The sequence below is a fragment of the Arthrobacter ruber genome (assembly GCF_002954225.1).
Classification (GTDB): domain Bacteria; phylum Actinomycetota; class Actinomycetes; order Actinomycetales; family Micrococcaceae; genus Arthrobacter_D; species Arthrobacter_D ruber.
The window spans coordinates 144,348-166,779 of record NZ_PPTH01000011.1 but is presented as its reverse complement, the minus strand read 5'-3'; the positions used below and the strand labels follow the sequence as shown (position 1 = coordinate 166,779).

Genomic DNA, 22,432 nt, shown 5'->3' with positions numbered 1-22,432 from the left:
AGTTCCAGAAGATATACGCTGATGCACAGTCCGACGTGAGTCACGAGATCATGTCCATGAATCGGTACCACAGCCCTGCCTGCCCTCCGGGGCGGACGGCTCCTATGAGTATGAGGTGACCAGATGGCTTTGACGCCAGAAGACGTTGTCAACAAGAGGTTCCAGCCGACCAAGTTCCGCGAGGGCTACGACCAGGACGAGGTGGACGACTTCCTCGACGAGATCGTCGTCGAACTCCGCCGCCTGAACTCCGAGAACGAGGAACTGCGCCGCCGGGTCTCGGACGGCCCGTCCGACGCCCCGCAGACCGGGACCATCCCGGCCCCCGTCGCGGCCAGCACGAGCACGGAAGCCGTCAGCGGGGACGACGCCACCGGGATCGTCGCCGACGTCGAGACGCCGTCGCCCGCCGCCGTTCCCGCCACCCCCGCCACAGCTTCCACCGGCTCGGCAGAGTCCGCCGCAGGCGTGCTCGCCATGGCCCAGCGCCTGCACGACGAGTACGTCAACGCCGGGGTGGAGCAGCGCGACAAGATCATCGCCGAGGCTCAGATCGAGGCCACCGGCCTGGTCGACGACGCCCAGGAGAAGAGCCGCAAGACCCTCGGGGACCTCGAGGAGCAGAAGACCGTGCTCGAGAGCAAGGTGGAGCAGCTGCGCGGCTTCGAGCGCGACTACCGCCAGCGCCTCAAGGCCTACATCGAGGGCCAGCTGCGCGATCTGGACGCCCGCGGCTCGCTCGCGTCCGACGCGTCGGCCTCCTAGCAGATAACCGGTCCGACCGATGCGTGTCGGGCCTCCAGTGGAAGGGCCGGTGACCGGGGGCGCGATCCCCGGCACCGGCCCTTCCGCCGTCCCAGCCGCCCCGGCGGCAGCCCCCCGCAGCGCCTACACCTTGGATGCACCGTGAACGAGCACCAGCCAGCCGAGCCCCTTCCCACCGGGGACCCGGCCCACGCCCGGAGGATCCCCGCGCGGTACGGCGCCCTCATGCTGCTGTGCACCGTGGTCGCCTACACCTTCGACCAGCTCACCAAGTGGTGGGTCGTCACGACCATGACCGAGGGACAGGTCATCCCCGTGCTCCCGCCCCTGCTCGACTGGCGCTTCATCCGCAACCCCGGGGCAGCGTTCTCCATCGGCACGGACTACACCTGGGTGTTCACGATCATCATGGTGGTCGTCGCCACGGCCATCGTGCTGCAGGTCCGGCGCGTCGCGTCCTGGGGGTGGGCCGTCGCGCTCGGACTCGTGCTCGGCGGGGCCCTCGGCAACCTCACCGACCGCCTCCTCCGGGAGCCGTCGTTCGGCCAGGGCCACGTGGTGGACTTCATCGCGCTGCCCAACTTCGCCATCTTCAACATCGCCGACTCCGCCGTCGTCAGCGGGGTGGTGCTCATCTGCATCCTGACGCTGCGGGGGATCGGCATGGACGGCACGCGCAGCACGGACGAGCAGCCCGCCGCGGAGACCGGCGCCGATGCCGGACCCGCCGGGGGGGAGCAGGACGACCGTGACCGCTGACCACCAGGAGATCCTCGTCCCCGAGGCCGATGCCGGGAGCCGCGTCGATGCGGCCCTGGCGCGGCTGCTGGAGGTCTCACGGTCGGCCGTGGCGCAGTGGTGCTCCGACGGCCGGGTGCGGCGCGGGGGCCTCCCGCTGGCGAAGTCGGACCGGGTCCACGCCGGGGACCGCGTCGACGTGGACGTCCCGGATCCCGAGGACAGGCACCGCGTCATCCCGGAGGCGGTCGACGGCATGGGCATCCTGCTCGACGACGAGGACTTCGTGGTCGTCGACAAGCCCGTGGGCGTCGCAGCCCACCCCTCGCCGGGCTGGGTGGGCCCCACCGTCGTCGGAGCCCTGGCCGCAGCGGGCTACCGCATCTCGACCTCGGGCGCTCCCGAGCGCGTCGGGATCGTCCACCGCCTCGACGTCGGGACCTCGGGGGCGATGGTGGTCGCCAAGACCGAGCCCGCCTACACGGCGCTGAAGCGTGCCTTCAAGGAGCGCACGGTCGACAAGGTGTACCACGCGGTGGTGCAGGGCCTGCCCGAACCGCTGCAGGGCACCATCGATGCACCGATCGGCCGGCACCCGCACCACGAGTGGCGCTTCGCCGTCATGGACGGGGGCCGGGACTCCGTGACCCACTACGAGGTGCTGGAGGCCTTCGGCCGGGCGAGCCTCGTGGAGGTGCACCTCGAGACGGGCAGGACGCACCAGATCCGCGTGCATTTCTCGGCCCTCCGCCACCCCTGCGCGGGCGACCTCACCTACGGGGCGGATCCGCGGCTGGCCGCCGAGCTCGGCCTCACGCGGCAGTGGCTCCACGCGCACCGTCTGGGTTTCGCCCACCCGGTGACGGGGGAGCCGGTCAGCGTGACGAGCCCCTACCCGGTGGACCTCGCGTACGCTCTCATGGCCCTGACCAACGGCCTCGTCTGACCTTTCGGAGGGCCTCGTCCGACACACCCGAGCGGCCCCGCGGGACACGCCGTACCGACGTCGGACGACGGTCTCGGCGGCCGCCGAGGGGGTGGGGGAGCACTAGACTCGGGGGGTGGCTACTCCTGCATCCGAAGACTCGTTCGTCCATCTCCACAACCACACCGAGTACTCGATGCTCGATGGCGCGGCCCGACTGACGGACCTGTTCAGCCACACCGAGGAACTCGGGATGAAGGCCCTCGCGACCACCGACCACGGGTTCGTGTTCGGGGCCTTCGACTTCTGGAGCAAGGCCACCAGCGCCGGCATCAAGCCGATCATCGGCGTCGAGGCCTACGTCACTCCCGGGACCGCCCGCAGCGACCGCACCCGCGTGCAGTGGGGCGGCGGAGGGCGCGACGACGTGTCCGGTGCCGGCGCCTACACCCACATGACCCTGTGGTCCGAGACCACCGAGGGGATGCACAACCTCTTCCGGATGTCCTCGCTGGCCTCCCTCGAGGGCTACCTGTACAAGCCGCGCATGGACCGCGACCTGCTCCAGACCTACGGCAAGGGACTCATCGCCACCACGGGCTGCCCCTCCGGCGAGGTCCAGACCAAGCTCCGGCTCGGCCTCTACGACGAGGCAAGGCAGGCGGCGTCGGACTTCCGCGACATCTTCGGCGCAGAGAACTACTTCTGCGAGCTCATGGACCACGGGCTCGACATCGAGCGGAACGTGAAGGCGGATCTCATCCGGCTCGCGAAGGAGCTCGGCCTGCCGCTCGTGGCCACCAACGACCTGCACTACACGCACGCGGAGGACTCGAAGGCGCACGCGGCGCTGCTCTGCGTGCAGTCCGGGTCCACGCTCGCGGACCCGAAGCGCTTCAAGTTCGACGCCGACGAGTTCTACCTGAAGTCGCCCGCCGAGATGCGCGCCATCTTCCGCGACTACCCCGAGGCCTGCGACAACACGCTGCTCATCGCCGAGCGGTGCGACGTCTCGTTCAACACCAAGGCCAACTACATGCCGCGCTTCCCCGTGCCGGAGGGGGAGAACGAGCAGTCCTGGTTCGTGAAGGAGGTCGAGACGGGGCTGCAGTACCGCTATCCCGCCGGCGTCCCGGACGACGTCCGCAAGCAGGCGGAGTTCGAGGTGGGCGTCATCACGCAGATGGGCTTCCCCGGCTACTTCCTCGTGGTGGCCGACTTCATCAACTGGGCCAAGAACAACGGTATCCGCGTGGGCCCCGGCCGCGGCTCGGGCGCCGGGTCCATGGTGGCGTACGCCATGCGCATCACCGACCTCGACCCCCTGAAGCACGGCCTGATCTTCGAGCGTTTCCTCAACCCCGAGCGCGTGTCCATGCCCGACTTCGACGTCGACTTCGATGATCGCCGCCGCTCCGAGGTCATCCGGTACGTGACGGAGAAGTACGGCGACGAGCGCGTTGCCATGATCGTCACGTACGGCACCATCAAGGCCAAGCAGGCACTCAAGGACTCCTCCCGCGTCATGGGCTACCCGTTCTCCACGGGGGAGCGCCTCACGAAGGCCATGCCGCCGGACGTCATGGGCAAGGGCCTGGCCCTGGCGGACGTGCACAACAAGAACGCCAAGCGCTACTCGGAGGCCGAGGAGCTGCGCGAGCTGCTGAAGACCGACGCCGACTCCGAGAAGGTGTTCGAGACGGCCCTCGGGCTCGAAGGGCTGAAGCGCCAGTGGGGCGTGCACGCGGCCGGCGTCATCATGTCCTCCGACCCGCTGATCGACATCATCCCGATCATGCGCCGTGAGCAGGACGGCCAGATCATCACGCAGTTCGACTACCCCACCTGCGAGGGCCTCGGGCTGATCAAGATGGACTTCCTCGGCCTGAGGAACCTGACGATCATCACGGACGCCGTCGAGAACATCAAGGCCAACAAGGACACCGACCTGGTCCTCGAGGACCTCGAACTCGACGACAAGGCGTCCTACGAACTCCTCGCGCGCGGCGACACCCTGGGTGTCTTCCAGCTCGACGGCGGGCCGATGCGGTCCCTGCTGAAGCTCATGCGCCCCGACAACTTCGAGGACATCTCCGCCGTCCTGGCGCTGTACCGGCCGGGTCCCATGGGCGTGAACTCGCACACGAACTACGCGCTGCGCAAGAACGGCCTGCAGGACATCGAGCCCATCCACCCGGAGCTCGAGGGCCCCCTCGAGGAGATCCTCGGCGGCACGTACGGCCTGATCGTGTACCAGGAGCAGGTGATGAGCGCCGCCCAGAAGCTGGCCAACTTCACCCTCGGCCAGGCGGACATGCTCCGCCGAGCGATGGGCAAGAAGAAGAAGTCGGAGCTGGACAAGCAGCAGGCGGACTTCTTCGCGGGCATGAAGGCCAACGGCTACTCCCAGGCCGCGATGGACAAGCTGTGGACCGTGCTGGAGTCCTTCTCCGACTACGCGTTCAACAAGGCCCACACCGCCGCCTACGGTCTGGTGTCCTACTGGACGGCGTACTTGAAGGCGCACTACCCGGCCGAGTACATGGCGGCCCTGCTCACCAGCGTCGGCGACGACAAGGACAAGCTGGCCATCTACCTCAACGAGTGCCGCCGCATGGGCATCACCGTGCTGCCGCCGGACGTCAACGAGTCCAGCGTCAACTTCACCCCCGTGGGCAGGGACATCCGCTTCGGCATGGGGGCCATCCGCAACGTCGGCGCGAACGTGGTCGGCGCGATGGTGGGCGCGCGCGAGGAGAAGGGCGCGTTCGCCTCGTTCAGCGACTTCCTGCAGAAGGTGCCCGCCGTCGTGTGCAACAAGCGCACCATCGAGTCGCTCATCAAGGCCGGCGCCTTCGACTCGCTACGGCATCCGCGCCGCGCCCTCGCGATGATCCACGAGGAGGCCGTGGACTCCGTGATCGTCCTCAAGCGCAACGAGGCGGCGAACCAGTTCGACCTCTTCAGCGCGTTCGACGATCCGGACGGCGGGAGCGTGGGCGGGCTGTCCGTCGAGGTGCCCGACCTGCCGGAGTGGGACAAGAAGGACAAGCTGTCCTTCGAACGCGACATGCTCGGCCTCTACGTCTCCGACCACCCGCTGCAGGGACTCGAGGGCATCCTCGGCCAGCACGCGGACGCCTCGATCCCGTCGATCATCGGCGAGGAGGGGCCGGCGGACGGCGCGATCGTGACGATCGCGGGGATGATCACCTCCCTGCAGCGCAGGATCGCCAAGAACAGCGGCAACGCCTACGCCCGGGCCGAGGTGGAGGACCTCTCGGGGTCCATGGAGGTGATGTTCTTCGGACAGGTGTACGGACCCATCTCGGCCGTCCTCGCGGAGGACCTCATCGTGGTGGTCCGGGGGCGCCTGCAGCGCAGGGACGACGGCGCCGTGATGCTCAACGCGCAGGAACTGACGGTGCCGGACCTCAGTGAGGGCCATTCGGGCCCGGTGGTGATCTCGATGCTGCAGCACAAGGCCACGGAGACGGCCGTGACGGCGCTCGGTGACGTCCTGCGGACGCACCCGGGTACCAGCGAGGTCCTCATCCGGCTCAACGGCTCCCGCAAGGTCGAGGTCATGAAGCTCGGCGTGGACCTGCGGGTCAACCCGACGCCGGGGCTCTTCGGTGACCTGAAGGTGCTGCTGGGGCCGGCCTGCCTCGACGCCTGACGGGTACCTGGCAGAGGACCGGCGGGCTCAGATCACGTAGTCGGTGGCCGTCGGGGTGCCGTAGCTCCCGCCGTGGTACAGCAGGGGGGCGCCGTCGGGGCCGATGCTCGCGGCGACGACCTCGGCGACCACCACGGCGTTGTTCTCGAAGGACAGGCGCATGCTGATCCGGCCCACGAGCCAGCCGGCGACGTCCCTGAGGACGGGCACGCCCTCCGGCCCGGGCTCCCAGTGGTCCCCGGTGAAGCGGTCCTTCGTGCGCGCGAAGCGGTTCGCCAGTCCCTCGTTCTCGGTGCTGAGCATGTGCACACCCACGAAGTTCGTGTTCGCCACCGCCGGCCACGAGGACGATGTCCGCGCCATGTTGAAGGAGAACCGCGGAGGCTCCGCGGACAGCGACGCCACGGAGGTGGCGGTGAAGCCGTAGGGGACGCCGTCGTACGTGGCGGTGATGATCGCGACGCCGGCGGCGTGGCGGCGGAACACCTCGCGGAAGGACTCGCCGTGCGGAACGAGGGCCGACGGCTGGCCCGCCGGGGCGGTGCTGGGACTGTTCACGGGTTCCTCCGGGAGGTAGGGGCAGGGCAGCGCGGTGTGCGGACGGACCCGTGCCGGTCACGGCTCGCGCCGCTCCTCCCACCCTAGGCGCGGTCCCCGGGCGCGGGAGGGTTTGTTAATGTAGAAGTCATGCGCGCCAGCCAGCAGCCGGACACCGGATCGAGCACCTATCCGCCGCCGGTCTACGCCGTCGCCGAGGACCGGCGGTCCGTGCCCCCCGCCGGTGTCCTCTGGTGGCTCGGCTCCACGGTCCTGCTCGGCGCCCTGCTGGGTGCTGCCTGGTGGCTCCTCGCTCCCACCGGGCGCCTGTTCGGTGACCCCGAGGTCGCCGGCGACTGGGTGCTGCGCGACCTCACCCTCGCCGGCCTCGAACTGGTGGCCGGCATCGCGGTGGGAGCCGTCGTCGCCCTCCGGCTGGAACTCCCCGGGGCGCCCACCCGCATCCTGGCCGCCGTCGGAGGGTCGATCCTCGGTTCACTCCTCGCCCTCGGGGTGGGCGAAGGGCTCGCCCACCTGCTCGGCCCCCACGGGACGGACGACCTGCCGGGCTCCTCCTTCCTGCTGCAGTCCTACGGCGCCCTCGCGATCTGGCCGGCCACGGCGGCGGTCGTCATCTTCGTCACGGTCCTGATCGGGCTCGCACGCCGCCGGACCTGACGCCGGACCCGACGCCGGCCCTGACGCCGATGCGGGCGGTACCGGTGACCGCACGGGCCGCGCCGGGTACGCCTCCCGATAGACTCGTCCGGTGACTTCAGCGCCCAGCACCCCCTCTCCTGCCGACCGGCCCGTCGGCTTCCGGACCATCGACCTGCGCGGCCGGACCCTGTCCGCCGGTGAGCTGAGGAGCGCCATGCCGCGGGCCGCAGGCAGTGCCACGTCCTCCGAGGCCGCCGTGCAGGCGATCATCGACGACGTCCGGGCCCGCGGTCTCGCGTCCCTCCGGGACCTCGCCCTTCGGTTCGACGGCGTCGAGCAGGACCACCCGCGCGTGCCCGCCGAGGTCATCGCGGCGGCGGTGTCCGGGCTCGACGACGACGTCCGCGGCGCCCTCGAGGAGGCCATCCGCCGCGCCCGGATCTTCGCCCGCGCCCAGGTCCCCGCCGACGTCGGGGTGGAGATCGCGCCCGGTGCGCGCCTGACGCACAAGTGGGTCCCCGTGGAGCGCGTGGGCCTCTACGTCCCCGGTGGGCTCGCCGTCTACCCGTCCTCCGTGGTCATGAACGTCGTGCCGGCGCAGGCCGCCGGCGTCGGTTCCATCGCCCTCGCATCGCCCCCGCAGAAGGAGTTCGGCGGGTGGCCGCACCCCGTGATCCTCGCGGCCGCGTCGATGCTCGGGGTCACCGAGGTGTACGCGATGGGCGGGGCGCAGGCCGTGGCGGCCCTCGCCTACGGCATCCCCGACTCCAGGGCGGGGCTGTCCATCGACCCCGTCAACGTGGTCACCGGACCGGGCAACGTCTTCGTGGCCACGGCCAAGCGGCTCGTCCGCGGACGCGTGGGCATCGACTCGGAGGCGGGCACCACGGAGATCGCCGTCCTCGCCGATGCCGCCGCCGACGCCGACCTCGTGGCCGCCGACCTCGTGAGCCAGGCCGAGCACGACCCGCAGGCGGCGTCCGTCCTGGTGACCGACTCCGAGGAACTCGCCGCCGCCGTCATCGAGGCGCTCCAGGTACGTGCCGCGGCGACACGCCACGCCGACCGGGTCCGGACGGCGCTCTCCGGTCCGCAGTCCGGCGTGATCCTCGTCGAGGACATCGACCACGGGATCGCGGTGTGCGACGCCTACGCGGCGGAGCACCTCGAGATCCACACAGCGGACGCCGCCGCCGTGGCGGGCCGCATCCGCAACGCCGGGGCCATCTTCGTCGGCGCCCACAGCCCCGTCAGCCTCGGCGACTACTGCGCCGGCTCCAACCACGTGCTGCCGACCGGCGGCACCGCGGCCTTCGCCTCCGGGCTGAACGTCACCACGTTCCTGCGGGCGGTCCAGCTCGTGGACTACGACCGCGAGGCGCTGCGCGAGGTGGCGTCGTCGATCGTGGCCCTGTCCGGTGCCGAGAACCTCCCCGCGCACGGGGAGGCGGTCACGGCGCGTTTCGGGAACGACACGCCGTGACCCACTACATCTGGTAATTACAGTGTTGTTCTTTCACCACATGTAGTCCTAAACTTGGTGCAACGGTAGATCCAGAGCGGGAGAGGGGGGCGCATGTACTGCCCGTACTGCCGCAATCCGGACTCCCGCGTCGTGGACAGCCGCCTCGGCGACGACGGCTCGGCCATCCGTCGCCGCCGCCAGTGTCCCGAGTGCGGCCGACGCTTCAGCACCGTGGAGACGACGAGCCTCAGCGTGGTCAAGCGCTCCGGTGCCGGGGAGCCGTTCAGCCGTTCGAAGATCATCAACGGCGTGCGAAAGGCCTGCCAGGGCCGTCCGGTCACGGAGGACGACCTCGCGCTGCTCGCCCAGGAGGTCGAGGAGAACGTCCGCGCCAGCGGCGTCGCCGAGATCGACGCGCACGAAGTGGGCCTCGCGATCCTGGGACCCCTGCGGAAGCTCGACCAGATCGCGTACCTGCGCTTCGCGAGCGTGTACCAGGGCTTCGAGTCCCTCGAGGACTTCGAGGAAGCCATCGAGACCCTGCGCCGGCAGGCACAGGACAACGAGCGCGTGCCGAGCGGCGCGCAACGGCCCCTGACGGCGCGGTAGCGCCCTACAAGACCCCGGTGGTGGCTGCGGAGGGGAAGCCGACGCCACCACCGGTTCCACCTCCGCCCCCGTGGCAGGACCGTGGAGACGGGAGAAGCCCGGTCCGGGACATCCGGACCGGGCTTCTCGCTGCAGGGGCGGCGTCCCGGGTCAGGCCTTCGGCGTGAAGAGCAGCGCGGCCTGCAGCGCCCCGCCCACGATGCCCGCATGATTGCGGAGCTCGGCCGGGATGATCGGCGTGCGCAGCTTCAGGGCCGGCAGGTATTCGCTGCTCCGCTTCGAGATGCCGCCGCCGACGATGAACAGCTCGGGCGAGAAGAGGAACTCGACGTGCGAGAAGTAGCGCTGTAGGCGTACGGCGTACTCGTCCCAACCGATCCCGTCCCGTTCACGGGCCACTGCCGAGGCCTTCGTCTCGGCGTCGTGCCCATCGATCTCGAGGTGTCCGAGTTCGGCGTTCGGCACCAGCCTGCCGTCGAAGATGAAGGCGGACCCGATGCCGGTGCCCAGGGTGATCACCAGGACGGTGCCCATCTTGCCCTTGCCCGCGCCGTAGCGGACCTCTGCGAGGCCGGCGGCGTCGGCGTCGTTGATCACGTGGACGTCGCGTCCGAGGACGGCCGTGAACAGGGCGTCGACATCGGTGTCCACCCAGCTCTTGTCCACGTTCGCCGCCGACCGCGCGACGCCGTGCTGGATGATGGCGGGGAAGGTGACACCGACCGGCACGTCCGCGGCCGGCCCCTCCGGGCGTGAGGACAGCTCGGCCACGATCTGCCCGACCACCTCGGCCACGGCCTCCGGCGTGGCCGGCTGGGGCGTCGGGATACGGTAGCGCTCACCGACGATCACGCCCTTGGCAAGGTCGACGATGCCACCCTTGATGCCGGTGCCGCCGATGTCGACGCCGATGACCGTCGCGGGGAGCTTCTTCGATTTCTTCTTGTCGGTGTCCTTGGCCATGATTCTCCGTGATTCTCCGTCGAGAGGGGCCGGCGTGAGCCGGAAGGGGGCAGTGGGGCAGTGCTGGGCGGTGTCGAGCGGTGTCCAGCGGTGTCGAGCGGTGGTCGGGCAGGCATCCGCGGGGCGGCTGCGCTAGGGCAGGGTCAGGATCTCCGCGCCGCGGTCGGTGACAACGAGCGTGTGCTCGAACTGCGCTGTCCTCTTGCGGTCCTTCGTGACGACGGTCCAGTCGTCCGCCCACATGGTCCAGTCGATGGTGCCGAGCGTGAGCATCGGTTCGATGGTGAAGACCATGCCCGGTTCGATGACGCGGTTGTAGGCGGGGGCGGCGTCGTAGTGCGGGATGATCAGGCCCGTGTGGAACGCTTCGCCGACGCCGTGCCCGGTGAAGTCCCGGACAACACCATAACCGAACCGCTTCGCGTAGGACTCGATGGTGCGGCCGATGACGTTGACCTCCCGGCCGGGCGCCACCGCGCGGATGGCCCGGTTCAGGGACTCCTGGGTGCGTTCCACGAGCAGGCGCGACTCCTCGTCGACTTCACCGATGCAGAACGTGTAGTTCGTGTCGCCGTGCACGCCGTCCTTGTACGCGGTGATGTCGATGTTCAGGATGTCGCCGTCCTGCAGGACGGTCGTGTCGGGGATGCCGTGGCAGATGACCTCGTTGAGGGACGAGCACAGGGACTTGGGGAAGCCGCGGTAGCCGAGGGTCGAGGGGTAGGCGCCGTGATCGAGCAGGAACTCGTGCCCGATCCTGTCGAGGGAATCGGTGGTGATGCCGGGCACCGCGTGCCGGCCCACCTCGACGATCGCCTGTGCCGCGATCCTGCCGGCGGTCCTGATCCGCTCGATCGTCTCCGGCGTCTTCACCTCCGAGCCCGTGAAGGGCGCGGGAGCCTTGCGGCCCACGTATTCGGGCCGGGCGATGCCCGGCGGGACCGGTCGCTGCGGCGAGACCGTGCCGGGTGTCAGTGTCCCGAGGGGAGCGGTGGCGGAAGACAGGGGCATACCCTTGATCCTATAGCGGGCGCGGGGAGGCCACGGAAGTGGTGGTGTCCCCCGGGACCGTTGATGACCCGACGCTTTCCGTGGATCTAGGAGGTCGACATGACGGAGTACTGGTTCAACGTGCGCACGCACGAGGTCGAGGAGGACCGGCAATCGGACTGGTCCCAGCTCATCGGACCCTATGCCACCCGTGGAGAAGCGGAGAAGGCCCTGGAGAAGGTCCAGCAGCGCAACGACGCCTGGGACCGGGAGGACGACTAGCGGCGCCAGCCCTAGAAGGTGTGCTCCGGCCCGGGGAAGGTCCCGGCGCGGACATCGTCCGCATACGCCCGCGCGGCGTCCGCGAGGACCGTCCGCACCTCCGCGTACTGCTTGACGAACCTCGCCTGCCTGCCCCCGCGCAGCCCCGCCATGTCCTGCCAGACCAGCACCTGCCCCGTGGTGCCCGGCCCGGCGCCGATCCCGATGGTCGGTACCCGGACGGCCGCATCGACGGCGTCCGCGGTCGCCGCGGGCACCATCTCCATCAGCACGCAGAAAGCCCCGGCATCGGCGAGGGCGACGGCGTCGTCCACGATGCGCTGCGACGCCTCCCCGCGGCCCTGCACCCGGTAGCCGCCGAGCGCGTGCTCGCTCTGCGGGGTGAAGCCCACGTGCGCCATGACCGGGATGCCGGCGCGGACGAGGGCACGCACGGTGTCCGCATAGGCGGCGCCGCCCTCCATCTTGACCGCGTGCACCAGGCCCTCCTTGAGGAGCCGGACGGAGGACTCCACGGCCTGCTCCGGCGACACCTCGTAGCTGCCGAAGGGCAGGTCCGCGACCACGAGGGCGCGGCTGGCCGCCCTGCTCACCGCGCGGCTGAACAGGATCATCTCGTCGAGGGTGATGGGCAGGGTCGTGGCGTGCCCCAGCACGTTGTTAGCGGCCGAATCGCCCACGAGGAGCACCTCGATGCCGGCCTCGTCGAACACCTGGGCCGCGTACTGGTCGTACGCCGTCAGCATCGCGAAGCGCGTGCCCTGGTCCTTGGCCTGCTGCAGGTGGTGGATGCGGACCCGGCCGGCCGGCGTCGCGCCCGCTGGTGCGTCCGCGGCAGGAGCCGGGGTGCTGCCCGCTCCCGCTCCGTAGGGTGCTGGCAGTTCGGCGGAAGTCATGCAACGAGACTATCGGACGGCGGCACGCCGGACCGGGCGGAGACCCGCGCACCCGATGGACCCCCGGAGGTCAGTAGAGTCGGGTCAGTAGAGTATTCGAGGCGGGCGCCGGCGTATCCGGCGGCACGTGCCGGGTAGGGCGCCGGATGCCCACGACGGGCGCGGACCGCCCGCCCTGCGGGGGCGACGAGGACAGGAAGAGGGGTTGCCATGGATCGGCAGCAGGAGTTCGTACTGCGCACCATCGAGGAGCGGGACGTCCGCTATGTGCGCCTGTGGTTCACAGACGTCGTCGGATCCCTGAAGTCGGTCGCACTCGCCCCGGCCGAGGTGGAGGGCGCCTTCGAGGAGGGCCTCGGGTTCGACGGCTCCTCGATCGAGGGACTGGCGCGCGTCTACGAATCGGACATGCTCGCCCAGCCCGACCCCGCGACCTTCCAGATCCTCCCGTGGAGGGGCGAGAAGGAGCAGACGTCGCGCATGTTCTGCGACGTCCTCACCCCTGACGGCCAGCCCTCCGCAGCCGATCCCCGCGGGGTCCTGAAGAAGACGCTGGCGAAGGCCGCCGACATGGGGTTCACCTGCTACACCCATCCCGAGATCGAGTTCTATCTCCTGAAGTCCGCCGAGCTGGGCGTGGACGGCCAGCCCGTTCCCGTGGACTCCGCCGGCTACTTCGACCACGTCCCCGGCGGGGTGGCCCAGGACTTCCGGCGGAACGCCGTGGCGATGCTCGAGTCGGTCGGCATCTCCGTGGAGTTCAGCCACCACGAGGCAGGGCCCGGCCAGAACGAGATCGACCTGCGCTACGCCGACGCGCTGCAGACCGCGGACAACATCATGACGTTCCGCACCATCATCAAGGAGGTGGCACTGACCTCCGGCAGCTATGCGACCTTCATGCCCAAGCCCTTCTCCGAACATCCCGGCTCCGGCATGCACACCCACTTCTCACTGTTCGAGGGGGACACGAACGCGTTCTTCGAGGCCGGTGCCGAGTTCCAGCTCTCGAGGACGGCGCGCCAGTTCATCGCGGGCATCCTGCGGCACGCGCCCGAGTTCACCGCGGTGACGAACCAGTTCGTCAACTCGTACAAGCGGCTCTGGGGTGGAGGGGAGGCGCCCAGCTACCTCTCCTGGGGCCACAACAACCGCTCGGCACTGGTGCGCGTACCGCTCTACAAGCCCAACAAGGGCCAGTCCGCACGCATCGAGTACCGGGGCATCGACTCCGCGAGCAACCCCTACCTCGCCTACTCGGTGCTCCTGGGTGCAGGACTCAAGGGCATCGAGGAGGGCTACGAACTCCCCGCGGCGGCCGAGGACGACGTCTGGAGCCTGACGGCGGCCGAGCGCCGCGCGATGGGCCACGACCCGCTGCCGGCGAGCCTGCACGACGCGATCCGCGTCATGGAGGACTCGGAGCTGGTGGCGGACATCCTGGGCGAGCAGGTCTTCGAGAACTTCCTGCGCAACAAGCGCGCCGAGTGGCGCGACTACCGCATCCAGGTGACGCCGTACGAGCTGCGCCGGAACCTGAACATCCTGTAGTGCCTGCCGGGGCCGGCGGAGACATGGCTAGGGTTGGGGGATGAGCCTCAACCGCAAGCTGATCAGCTACGGCTTCACGGACCTCGACAAGAGCCGGCGGTTCCTGGACGCTCCCGAGCTGCAGGGCCTGAACGACGACGACCTCTTCGCCGGTCTCGCCGCGGCCGCCGACCCCGATCTCGCCCTGCAGTCCTTCGTCCGCCTGCTGGCGGGTAGCCGGAAGGCCACCCTGGCCGCGTTCTCCGAGGAAGGGCGGCGCGGCCCGCTGTTCCGGCTCCTGGGCGCCTCCGAGGCCCTCGGCGAGTTCCTCATGCGCCGCCCCGAGCACCTCGACGTGGTGAAGCCGGGCCCGATGACGCCGGCCGTCGTCGGGCCCGAGAGCCTGCGGTCCGAGCTGCTGCTGTCCGTCGACGCCGACCCGTCGCAGGACAACCCCGTGGCGGGCATCACCGGCCCTGACGCCTATCGCCGGCTGCGGGTGACGTACCGGCGCCACCTGACGGACCTCGCCGTGCGGGACCTCGGTCATTGCGTGCCGGTCGACTACCTGCCCGTCGTCGGCCGCGAACTCGCCGATCTCGCCACCGCGGCGCTCGAGGCGTCGCTGGCCGTCGCCCGCGCGGAGCTCGGCGAGGTGTACGGGGCCGACGTCGTCGCGCGCGTCCGCCTCGCGGTGATCGCCATGGGCAAGACCGGCGCGCGCGAGCTGAACTACATCTCCGACGTCGACGTCGTGTACGTGGTGGAGGGTGACGACGTCGACGACACCACGGTCACCCGGATCGGCACGGCACTCGCCTCCGGCATGTCCCGCGGCGTCTACTCGGCCGGGCCGGAGCCGGCGCTCTGGGAGGTCGACGCCAACCTCCGCCCCGAAGGCAAGGACGGGCAACTGGTCCGGACGCTGCAGTCCCACATCTCCTACTACGAGCGCTGGGCGAAGACCTGGGAGTTCCAGGCGCTCCTGAAGGCCCGGGCCGCGGCCGGCGATCCGGAGCTGGGCCGCCGCTACGAGGAGGCCATCGCCCCGTTCGTGTGGGCGTCCTCGCAGCGCGAGGGGTTCGTGGAGGCCGTCCGGGCCATGCGACGCCGGGTCACCGACAACATCCCGCGCGAGGAGGAGGGACGCCAGCTCAAGCTCGGCCCGGGCGGCCTGCGCGACGTCGAGTTCACGGTCCAGCTGCTGCAGCTCGTGCACGGGCGGCTGGACGAGTCGCTGCGCGTCCGGGACACCGTCACCGCGATCGGCGCGCTCAGCTCCGCCGGGTACATCGGACGCTCCGATGCCCTCGACCTCGACGACGCCTACCGCTACCTGCGGGTACTCGAGCACCGCATCCAGCTCATGCAGATGCGCCGCACGCACCTGATGCCCGAGGACGAGTCCGCGCTGCGGGCCCTCGCCCGGTCCTCGCAGGGCTGCCTGGTCACCGTGCGCCCGAGCCCCCAGACCCTTCACGACACGTGGCAGCGGACCCGGAAGCTCGTCCGGCGGCTCCACGAGTCGATCTTCTACCGGCCCCTGCTCAACAATGCGGCGACACTGCGGCCGGAGGACGTCCAGCTGACGGCCGAGGCAGCGCAGGCCCGCCTCGCCGCACTGGGCTACCTGGACCCGAGGGGGGCCATGCGCCATATCGAGGCCCTCACCGGCGGTCTCCGGCGGCGCGCGATGCTGCAGCGGCAGCTGCTGCCCATCCTGCTGGGGTGGTTCGCCGACGGCGTGGACCCCGACGCCGGCCTGCTCGGGTTCCGCCGCCTCAGCGAGTCGCTGGGGGAGAGCCACTGGTACCTCGGGATGCTGCGCGACTCCAACGCCGCCGCCGAGCGGCTCTGCGCCGTCCTCTCCAGCAGCCGCTTCATCACCGACCTGCTGGAGGTCTCACCCGAGTCGACGCAGTGGCTCGGCTCCGACGCCGCACTGGTCCCGGACACCTTCGACGCGCAGTGGCAGGAGATCCGGTCGAAGATGTCGCGGCATCCGGAGCAGGGGGAGGCCATCCGGCTGATCCGGTTGATCCGCCGTCGGGAGCTGCTGCGCATCGCGGTCGCCGACAGCTCGAACCTGCTGTCGCAGATGCAGGTGGGGGAGGCGCTTGCCGACGCCGACCGCGCCGCGATCCTCGGCGCCCTGCACGTGGCCGAGACCGCGGTGTTCGCCACCGAGGAGCAGCTCACCGACGTCGTCGTCATGGCGATGGGACGCCAGGGCGGCCGGGAGATCACCTACGGCTCGGACGCCGACGTCATCTACGTCCACCGTCCGTTCCCGGGCGCCGACGAGGCGGCGGCGCAGAAGCAGGCGGAGGCGATCGTGTCCCGGCTCGCCGCCCTCCTCACCCAGCCGTGCAAGCCGCCGGTGCTCGCCGAGCGCGTCCTCGAGATCGACGCCGCCCTCCGCCCGGAGGGCAAGCAGGGTGCGATGGTGCGGTCCCTGGAGTCCTACCGCGAGTACTACCGGCGCTGGTCGCTCGTCTGGGAGGCGCAGGCGCTGCTGCGGGCACGGCCCCTCGCGGGCGACGACGGGCTGGCCGCCGAGTTCCTCGAGGTCATCGACCCCGTGCGGTACCCGAAGGAGCTCGGCGAGACGGACGTGCGGGAGATCCGTCGCATCAAGGCCAGGGTGGAGTCGGAGCGGCTCCCGCGCGGCGCCGACCCGTCGCGGCACCTGAAGCTCGGGCGCGGCGCGCTGAGCGACGTGGAGTGGCTCGTGCAGCTGCTGCAGCTCCAGCACGCCCGGGCGGTCCCCGCGCTGCGCGTGCAGTCCACGCTGGCCGCACTCGAGGTGATCGAGGCGGAGGGACTGCTCCCCGCCGAGGACGTCGCCACGCTCCGGGACGCCTGGAGCCTGGCCACGCGCATCCGTGCCGCGAACGTCATCTGGACGGGGCGCGGCTCCGACCTGCTGCCGTCCCCCCGCCGCGACCTCGAGGCGGTGGCGCGGTGGTGCGGATACGGGCCCGGCAGCGGCGCGGACCTCGAGGAGGACTACCTGCGCGTGACGCGGCGCAGTAGGGCCGTCTTCGAGCGGCACTTCTACGGGTACTAGTCGTTCCCGTCGAGGGAACGACGACGGCGGCCGTCCCGTGGAGGGAGGGCCGCCGTCGTCGTTCCGTGCTGGTGGTGCCAGGTGCTGCTAGACGCCGTAGTAGAGCTCGAACTCGTAGGGGTTCGGGCGCAGCGAGAGCGGCTTGATCTCCATCTCACGCTTGTAGTCGATCCACGTGTCGATCAGGTCCTGGGTGAACACGTCGCCGGCCTGCAGGAACTCGTTGTCCGCCTCGAGGGCCAGCAGGGCCTCCTCCAGGGAGCCGGGCGCCTTCTGGATGTCCTTGGCCTCCTCGGCGGGGAGCTCGTAGAGGTCCTTGTCGATCGGCTCGGCGGGCTCGATGCGGTTCTTGATGCCGTCCAGGCCTGCCATGAGCTGCGCGGCGAACGCCAGGTACGGGTTCGACGAGGGGTCCGGCGCGCGGAACTCGATGCGCTTGGCCTTCGGGTTCGAGCCGGTGATCGGGATACGGATACCGGCGGAGCGGTTGCCCTGCGAGTAGACCATGTTGACCGGGGCCTCGAAGCCCTTCACCAGGCGGCGGTAGGAGTTCACCGTCGGGTTGGTGAAGGCGAGGACGGCCGAGGCGTGCTTGAGCAGTCCGCCGATGTACCAGCGGGCCATGTCGGACAGGCCGGCGTAGCCGCGCTCGTCGTAGAACAGCGGCTGGCCGCCGCTCCACAGCGACTGGTGGCAGTGCATGCCCGAGCCGTTGTCCCCGAAGACGGGCTTCGGCATGAACGTGGCCGTCTTGCCCCACGCGTCGGAGACGTTCTTCACGATGTACTTGAACTTCTGCAGGTCGTCCGCAGCGTGCGTCATGGTGGTGAACTTGTAGTTGATCTCGGCCTGGCCTGCACCGCCCACCTCGTGGTGCGAACGCTCGACCTCGAGGCCGGCCTTGTCCAGTTCGACGCAGATCGCGTCGCGGAGGTCGGCCTGCTTGTCGACGGGGGACACGGGGAAGTACCCGCCCTTGAAGGGCGTCTTGTTGCCGAGGTTGCCGCCGGCCTCCTCGCGGCCGCTGTTCCAGGGTGCCTCGATGGAGTCGACCTTGTAGAAGCTGCCCTGCGGGGAGGACTCGTACTGCACGTTGTCGAAGATGAAGAACTCGGCTTCGGGAGCGAAGAACGCGGTGTCCGCGATGCCGGTCGAGGACAGGTAGGCCTCGGCCCGCTCGGCGACGCTGCGCGGATCGCGGTGGTAGGGGTCACCGGTCCGCGGGTTCACGATGGAGAAGTTGAGCGCGAGGGTCTTCTCGGTGCGGAAGGGGTCGATGAACGCGGTGGTCACGTCCGGGATGAGCTGCATGTCCGACTCTGCGATGCCCTGGAAACCGCGGATCGAGGACCCGTCGAAGAGCTGGCCGTGGATGAAGAAGTCCGCATCGACCGACTTCGCGGGGACATTGAAGTGCTGCTGCACTCCCGGGAGATCGGTGAAGCGGACATCGACGAACCTGATGTCCTCGTCGGCGATGAATGTGAGGACCTCGTCCGCATTTTTAAACATCGATTCATGCTCCTAACGCATGGCTGGGGGAACGACCCGGCGCCAGCGCGTGTCCCTGCTCCGCTCAGTGGTCACGAGCTCTGGCAGGAGGAAAACGCTGCCGCCGACTCGTCCCAACTGTAGGAGCGGGCAGTTTCCCGCCGGTGTCGTTGTTGTTTCCGGGACGTTACTTGACGTGAACTGCGCTCTCCACCCTAGCGCCTTCGGATGGGCGGAGGCATAATGCGCCGGGCGGCTGCCGGTAGGCTGGAGGGCGTGGTGAACAGACAGGACCTGGGCTCGTGGATGGAGGGCCCGCCGCCGTCGGGCGATCAGCAGTGGCCCGGGCAGAGGCTGGGGCGTCCCGAATCGGGGCCCGGGTCGATAGCCCGCTTCGGCCCCAGGGCGGCGGCACTCCTGATCGACTGGCTGATCTGCTCGCTGCTCTCGGCGGCCTTCTTCGGCTACGACGGCGTCGCGACGCTGGCCATCTTCCTCGTGGAGCAGGTCCTGTTCGTCGGCTTCTTCGGCTACAGCATCGGTCACCGCATCCTGCGGATGCAGGTGCAGACACTCGACGGCAGGCCCGCCGGCTTCCTGACGGCGCTCATCCGCAGCGTGCTGCTGTGCCTCGTGATCCCGCCGCTCGTCATCGATCCCGACCAGCGGGGACTCCACGACCGCGTCCGGAACACCGGACTGTTCCGCATCTGACACGCCTCCCGGCGTCTCCGGCGCCTCTCCCGGTACGCCTCCGGATACACGAAGGGCCCCTCCCCGGTGGGGAGGGGCCCTTCGTTCGGCTCGTCAGCGACCGCGCATGGCCTTGCGGTCCGGGCGGGCGCGCATGGGGTCCACGCCCTTGGGGATCGGCAGCTTCGTGCCGAGGGCCGTCAGCCGCTTGTCGACCGCGTGCACCTCCTGCTTGGTGAGGGTCTTCTTCAGTTTCTGCACCGCCTTCGGGACCTTCGCCAGCGGGACCTGGCGTTCGTCGCGGCCCGTCTCGATCACGTGCACGGGTACGTTGGGGATGATGCGCGCCATCTTGCGCTTCTCGCCGTCGATCAGCTGCTTCACCCGCGTGGACGGACCCTCGGAGACGAGGATGACGCCGGGTCGTCCGATGACGCGGAACACGGCGTCCTGCGTCCGCGGGTTCACGGCGACCGGCTGCTCCTGCAGGATCCATCCGCGGCGCAGGACGCTGAGGGCCGCACCGGCGGCACCGGGCCTCCCCTCGATCTGGGAGAACGCCGCCCGCTCGGCCCTGCGCGACAGGATGAAGATCGCCGCGAGGAACGCCAGCGGGATCGCGATGATCATCAGGGTGATGACGTTGTTGATCAGGAGGCCGATGAGCAGCCCCACGGCGATGATACCGACGAAGGCCAGCAGCATGAACCAGACCACACTGGGATCATTGCGCCGCGTCATCTTGAAGACCTCGGCCACCTGCTTCATGCGCCCGGTCTTCTTGGGCCCCTTCTCGGCTTTCGGCTTACGGGAGAACAGCCGTCGTCTGGGCGGGGGGCCTGAAGGATCGATCGCGTGTGACATAGTGCTTCGATTCTACGGGATGCCGGGACGACGACGGCGGCGGCGGGCGGCCGCCGTCCTGCGTGTGACTAGCCGGCCAGGAGCGAGGACGCCTCCTGCGAGGCCGATCCGGAGTCGTCCAGGTGGGCGAGTTCCGGGGGAAGTTCGAGTCCCTTCTTCCTCATGGCGCGGGCCCAGAGGCGGCCGGCGCGGTACGAGGAGCGCACGAGCGGCCCGCTCATGACACCGAGGAAGCCGATCTGCTCCGCCTCCTCGCTGAGCTCCACGAACTCGGCGGGCTTGACCCACCGGTCCACGGGAAGGTGACGCTCGCTCGGCCGCAGGTACTGCGTGATCGTGATGAGGTCGCATCCCGCATCGTGAAGATCCCGGAGCGCAGCGGAGATCTCCTCGCGCGTCTCCCCCATCCCGAGGATCAGGTTGGACTTCGTGACCATGCCTCGGTCGCGCCCCTGCGTGATCACGTCGAGTGAGCGCTCGTACCGGAAGGCCGGGCGGATGCGCTTGAAGATACGGGGGACCGTCTCGACGTTGTGCGCGAAGACCTCCGGTGCCGCGTCGCAGATGGCCGCGATGTGCTCGGGGCGGCCGGAGAAGTCGGGGATGAGGATCTCCACGCCCGTGCCGGGGTTCATGCTGTGGATCTGCCGGATGGTCTCGGCATACAGCCAGACGCCTTCGTCGGGCAGGTCGTCGCGGGCCACGCCCGTCACGGTGGCGTAGCGCAGGTTCATGGACCGGACGGACTGCGCCACCTTGAAGGGCTCGCTGCGGTCGAGCGGCTGCGGCTTGCCGGTGTCGATCTGGCAGAAGTCGCACCGCCTCGTGCACTCCGAACCGCCGATCAGGAAGGTGGCCTCGCGGTCCTCCCAGCACTCGAAGATGTTCGGGCACCCCGCCTCCTCGCAGACGGTGTGCAGCCCCTCCTTCTTCACGAGGTTCTTCATCGACACGAACTCCGGCCCGATGTTGACCTTCGCTTTGATCCAGTCGGGCTTGCGTTCGACGGGTGTCTCGGCATTGCGCGCCTCGATGCGCAGCAGGCGGCGACCCTCGGGGGCAAGACTCACAGGAAAGCTCCTTCTGGATGGGTGTCTCGGGCGGTGCCGTCCGCGGGGGCGGTGTCGGCGGTGTCCGTTCGGGGTGTGTCGGGGCCGTCCTCGCCCACCAGCACCGCCTCATTCTTGCGCAGTTCGGCTTCGATGAGCGACACGACCTCCGCCGGGGTGACCGTCCGTCCCAACTCGGCGGAGATGGAGGTGACGCCTGCGTCGCTGATCCCGCAGGGGACGATCTGCTGGAAGGGGGCGAGGTCGTTGCTGCAGTTGACGGCGAAGCCGTGCATCGTGACGCGGTCCTTGACCCTGATGCCGATCGCCGCGATCTTGCGCGCCGGCCGCCCGTCCGCCGCGGCCAGCCATACGCCGGACCGGCCGTCGATCCTGATGCCGTCGATGCCAAACGTCCCGAGGGAGGCGATGATGACCTCCTCGAGGGTGGAGACGTACTCGGCGACCCGGGCGGGATCGCGCAGCGCGAGAACGGGGTACCCGACCAGTTGCCCGGGACCGTGCCAGGTGAGCTTCCCGCCGCGATCGACCGGCACCACCGGCGTCCCGTCGAAGGGTCGCTCGTGGTCCTCGGTTCGTCTGCCGGCGGTGTAGACGGCGGTGTGCTCGAGGAGGAGCACCGTGCTGGGCGCCGAACCGGCGACCACCTGCTCGTGCAGCGCCTTCTGCATGTCCCAGCCCTGCGTGTACTCGACGTAGTCCGGGGCGAGGCCGACGCGCGACAGTGCAAGAGTCATGGGACAAGCCTAGTCCCGTCCACCGACACCTCCCGCAGACATCCTCCGCTCGCCGAACCGGGCCCTCCGTGCCGCTCAGCCCGGCAGCTCGAACGTCGCGCCGAGTCTCACCAGGCGCCACTCGTTGCCTGCCCTCCGCACCTCGAAGTGGAGGACCGGCGACACCGGGTTGCACTGCGCCTGGAGCCTCCAGAAGTCCGCCCGGTACCCGCGCGTCACCGGTTCGTCGTCGGGGAACCTCGGGGCCACGGGCAGGGCACGCCAGATGGACCAGTGCCGGCTGTCGCCGATGACGCGCCACAGCGATCCGCGCCAGCGCAGGGCGAGGGGCCGCCGTATGCCCCTGCTGTCGTCGAAGGTGACGACGACGGCCTCGTCGAAGGGCCGCCACGCGCCGGCGGGATCGGGAGAACTGGAATTCATGGCACACCTGTTCCGCGGAAGTCTGGAGATTAAAAATAGAACATA

General features: G+C 69.7%; 20 protein-coding genes. 11 read left to right on the top strand and 9 right to left on the bottom strand.

From position 1 onward, the window contains the following. Window positions 1-123 precede the first annotated feature (123 nt). From CI785_RS02650 to dnaE, 4 genes are all read left to right on the top strand, one after another. A complete protein-coding gene (locus CI785_RS02650) occupies window positions 124-765 on the top strand; it encodes a DivIVA domain-containing protein (RefSeq protein WP_105030538.1) in 642 nt (213 codons plus the stop codon). 201 nt (window positions 766-966) lie between these two features. Further along, window positions 967-1,524, top strand: a complete 558-nt coding sequence (gene lspA / locus CI785_RS02645; protein WP_240614970.1) for a signal peptidase II — start codon at window positions 967-969, stop codon at window positions 1,522-1,524. Next, window positions 1,514-2,449: an RluA family pseudouridine synthase gene (locus CI785_RS02640; RefSeq protein WP_240614962.1), complete on the top strand. Its 936-nt coding sequence runs from the start codon at window positions 1,514-1,516 to the stop codon at window positions 2,447-2,449. The genes lspA and CI785_RS02640 overlap by 11 nt, the downstream gene beginning before the upstream one ends. Before the next feature lie 115 nt (window positions 2,450-2,564). Continuing rightward, window positions 2,565-6,107, top strand: coding sequence for a DNA polymerase III subunit alpha (dnaE, locus tag CI785_RS02635; RefSeq protein ID WP_276307998.1), 3,543 nt, complete (start codon window positions 2,565-2,567; stop codon window positions 6,105-6,107). Window positions 6,108-6,134: 27 nt separating this feature from the next. Here dnaE and CI785_RS02630 read toward each other — a convergent pair whose 3' ends face one another. Beyond that, entirely contained in the window at window positions 6,135-6,665 is a 531-nt protein-coding gene (locus CI785_RS02630; RefSeq protein WP_240614961.1) for a flavin reductase family protein, read from the bottom strand. 129 nt (window positions 6,666-6,794) lie between these two features. On the opposite strand from CI785_RS02630, the gene CI785_RS02625 reads away from it, so the two are divergent. The 3 genes from CI785_RS02625 to nrdR all read left to right on the top strand — a co-directional run bounded on the left by CI785_RS02625 (window position 6,795) and on the right by nrdR (window position 9,378). Continuing rightward, entirely contained in the window at window positions 6,795-7,322 is a 528-nt protein-coding gene (locus CI785_RS02625) for a hypothetical protein (protein ID WP_105030535.1), read from the top strand. Window positions 7,323-7,413: 91 nt separating this feature from the next. Further along, window positions 7,414-8,787: a histidinol dehydrogenase gene (hisD, locus tag CI785_RS02620; RefSeq protein WP_105030534.1), complete on the top strand. Its 1,374-nt coding sequence runs from the start codon at window positions 7,414-7,416 to the stop codon at window positions 8,785-8,787. Window positions 8,788-8,880: 93 nt separating this feature from the next. Next, entirely contained in the window at window positions 8,881-9,378 is a 498-nt protein-coding gene (gene nrdR / locus CI785_RS02615; RefSeq protein ID WP_105030533.1) for a transcriptional regulator NrdR, read from the top strand. A 150-nt stretch (window positions 9,379-9,528) separates the two neighbouring features. Here the strand turns inward: nrdR and ppgK are convergent, their stop codons facing one another. Both ppgK and map read right to left on the bottom strand, forming a co-directional pair. Beyond that, window positions 9,529-10,341 (bottom strand): polyphosphate--glucose phosphotransferase, encoded by an 813-nt coding sequence (gene ppgK, locus CI785_RS02610; protein WP_105030532.1) that lies wholly within the window; start codon window positions 10,339-10,341, stop codon window positions 9,529-9,531. Between the two features lie 132 nt (window positions 10,342-10,473). Next, window positions 10,474-11,352: a type I methionyl aminopeptidase gene (map, locus tag CI785_RS02605; RefSeq protein ID WP_105030531.1), complete on the bottom strand. Its 879-nt coding sequence runs from the start codon at window positions 11,350-11,352 to the stop codon at window positions 10,474-10,476. Window positions 11,353-11,451: 99 nt separating this feature from the next. Between map and CI785_RS16945 the strand changes: the two genes are divergently transcribed. Beyond that, window positions 11,452-11,613: an SPOR domain-containing protein gene (locus tag CI785_RS16945; protein ID WP_126130568.1), complete on the top strand. Its 162-nt coding sequence runs from the start codon at window positions 11,452-11,454 to the stop codon at window positions 11,611-11,613. Between the two features lie 11 nt (window positions 11,614-11,624). On the opposite strand, the gene panB is transcribed toward CI785_RS16945, so the two are convergent. Then, on the bottom strand, window positions 11,625-12,509 hold the full coding sequence (panB, locus tag CI785_RS02600) for a 3-methyl-2-oxobutanoate hydroxymethyltransferase (RefSeq protein ID WP_105030530.1): 885 nt from the start codon (window positions 12,507-12,509) through the stop codon (window positions 11,625-11,627). A 210-nt stretch (window positions 12,510-12,719) separates the two neighbouring features. Between panB and CI785_RS02595 the strand changes: the two genes are divergently transcribed. Together CI785_RS02595 and CI785_RS02590 are read left to right on the top strand one after the other, a co-directional pair. Next, entirely contained in the window at window positions 12,720-14,060 is a 1,341-nt protein-coding gene (locus tag CI785_RS02595) for a glutamine synthetase family protein (protein WP_105030529.1), read from the top strand. A gap of 40 nt (window positions 14,061-14,100) precedes the next feature. After that, window positions 14,101-17,109 carry a bifunctional [glutamine synthetase] adenylyltransferase/[glutamine synthetase]-adenylyl-L-tyrosine phosphorylase gene (locus tag CI785_RS02590; RefSeq protein WP_105030528.1) on the top strand — a complete coding sequence of 1,003 codons (3,009 nt, stop codon included), beginning with the start codon at window positions 14,101-14,103 and terminating at the stop codon, window positions 17,107-17,109. An 87-nt stretch (window positions 17,110-17,196) separates the two neighbouring features. On the opposite strand, the gene glnA is transcribed toward CI785_RS02590, so the two are convergent. Continuing rightward, window positions 17,197-18,621 (bottom strand): type I glutamate--ammonia ligase, encoded by a 1,425-nt coding sequence (glnA, locus tag CI785_RS02585; protein ID WP_105030527.1) that lies wholly within the window; start codon window positions 18,619-18,621, stop codon window positions 17,197-17,199. A gap of 255 nt (window positions 18,622-18,876) precedes the next feature. Between glnA and CI785_RS02580 the strand changes: the two genes are divergently transcribed. Further along, entirely contained in the window at window positions 18,877-19,314 is a 438-nt protein-coding gene (locus CI785_RS02580) for an RDD family protein (RefSeq protein WP_105030526.1), read from the top strand. Window positions 19,315-19,407: 93 nt separating this feature from the next. Here the strand turns inward: CI785_RS02580 and CI785_RS02575 are convergent, their stop codons facing one another. The 4 genes from CI785_RS02575 to CI785_RS02560 all read right to left on the bottom strand — a co-directional run bounded on the left by CI785_RS02575 (window position 19,408) and on the right by CI785_RS02560 (window position 22,387). Beyond that, complete coding sequence (locus CI785_RS02575; RefSeq protein WP_105030525.1) at window positions 19,408-20,157, bottom strand: DUF4191 domain-containing protein; 750 nt, start codon at window positions 20,155-20,157, stop codon at window positions 19,408-19,410. A 68-nt stretch (window positions 20,158-20,225) separates the two neighbouring features. Then, window positions 20,226-21,227: a lipoyl synthase gene (lipA, locus tag CI785_RS02570; protein WP_105030524.1), complete on the bottom strand. Its 1,002-nt coding sequence runs from the start codon at window positions 21,225-21,227 to the stop codon at window positions 20,226-20,228. Next, entirely contained in the window at window positions 21,224-21,964 is a 741-nt protein-coding gene (gene lipB, locus CI785_RS02565; RefSeq protein ID WP_105030523.1) for a lipoyl(octanoyl) transferase LipB, read from the bottom strand. The genes lipA and lipB overlap by 4 nt, the downstream gene beginning before the upstream one ends. A gap of 75 nt (window positions 21,965-22,039) precedes the next feature. Beyond that, on the bottom strand, window positions 22,040-22,387 hold the full coding sequence (locus CI785_RS02560) for a hypothetical protein (RefSeq protein ID WP_105030522.1): 348 nt from the start codon (window positions 22,385-22,387) through the stop codon (window positions 22,040-22,042). Between the last annotated feature and the right edge of the window lie 45 nt (window positions 22,388-22,432).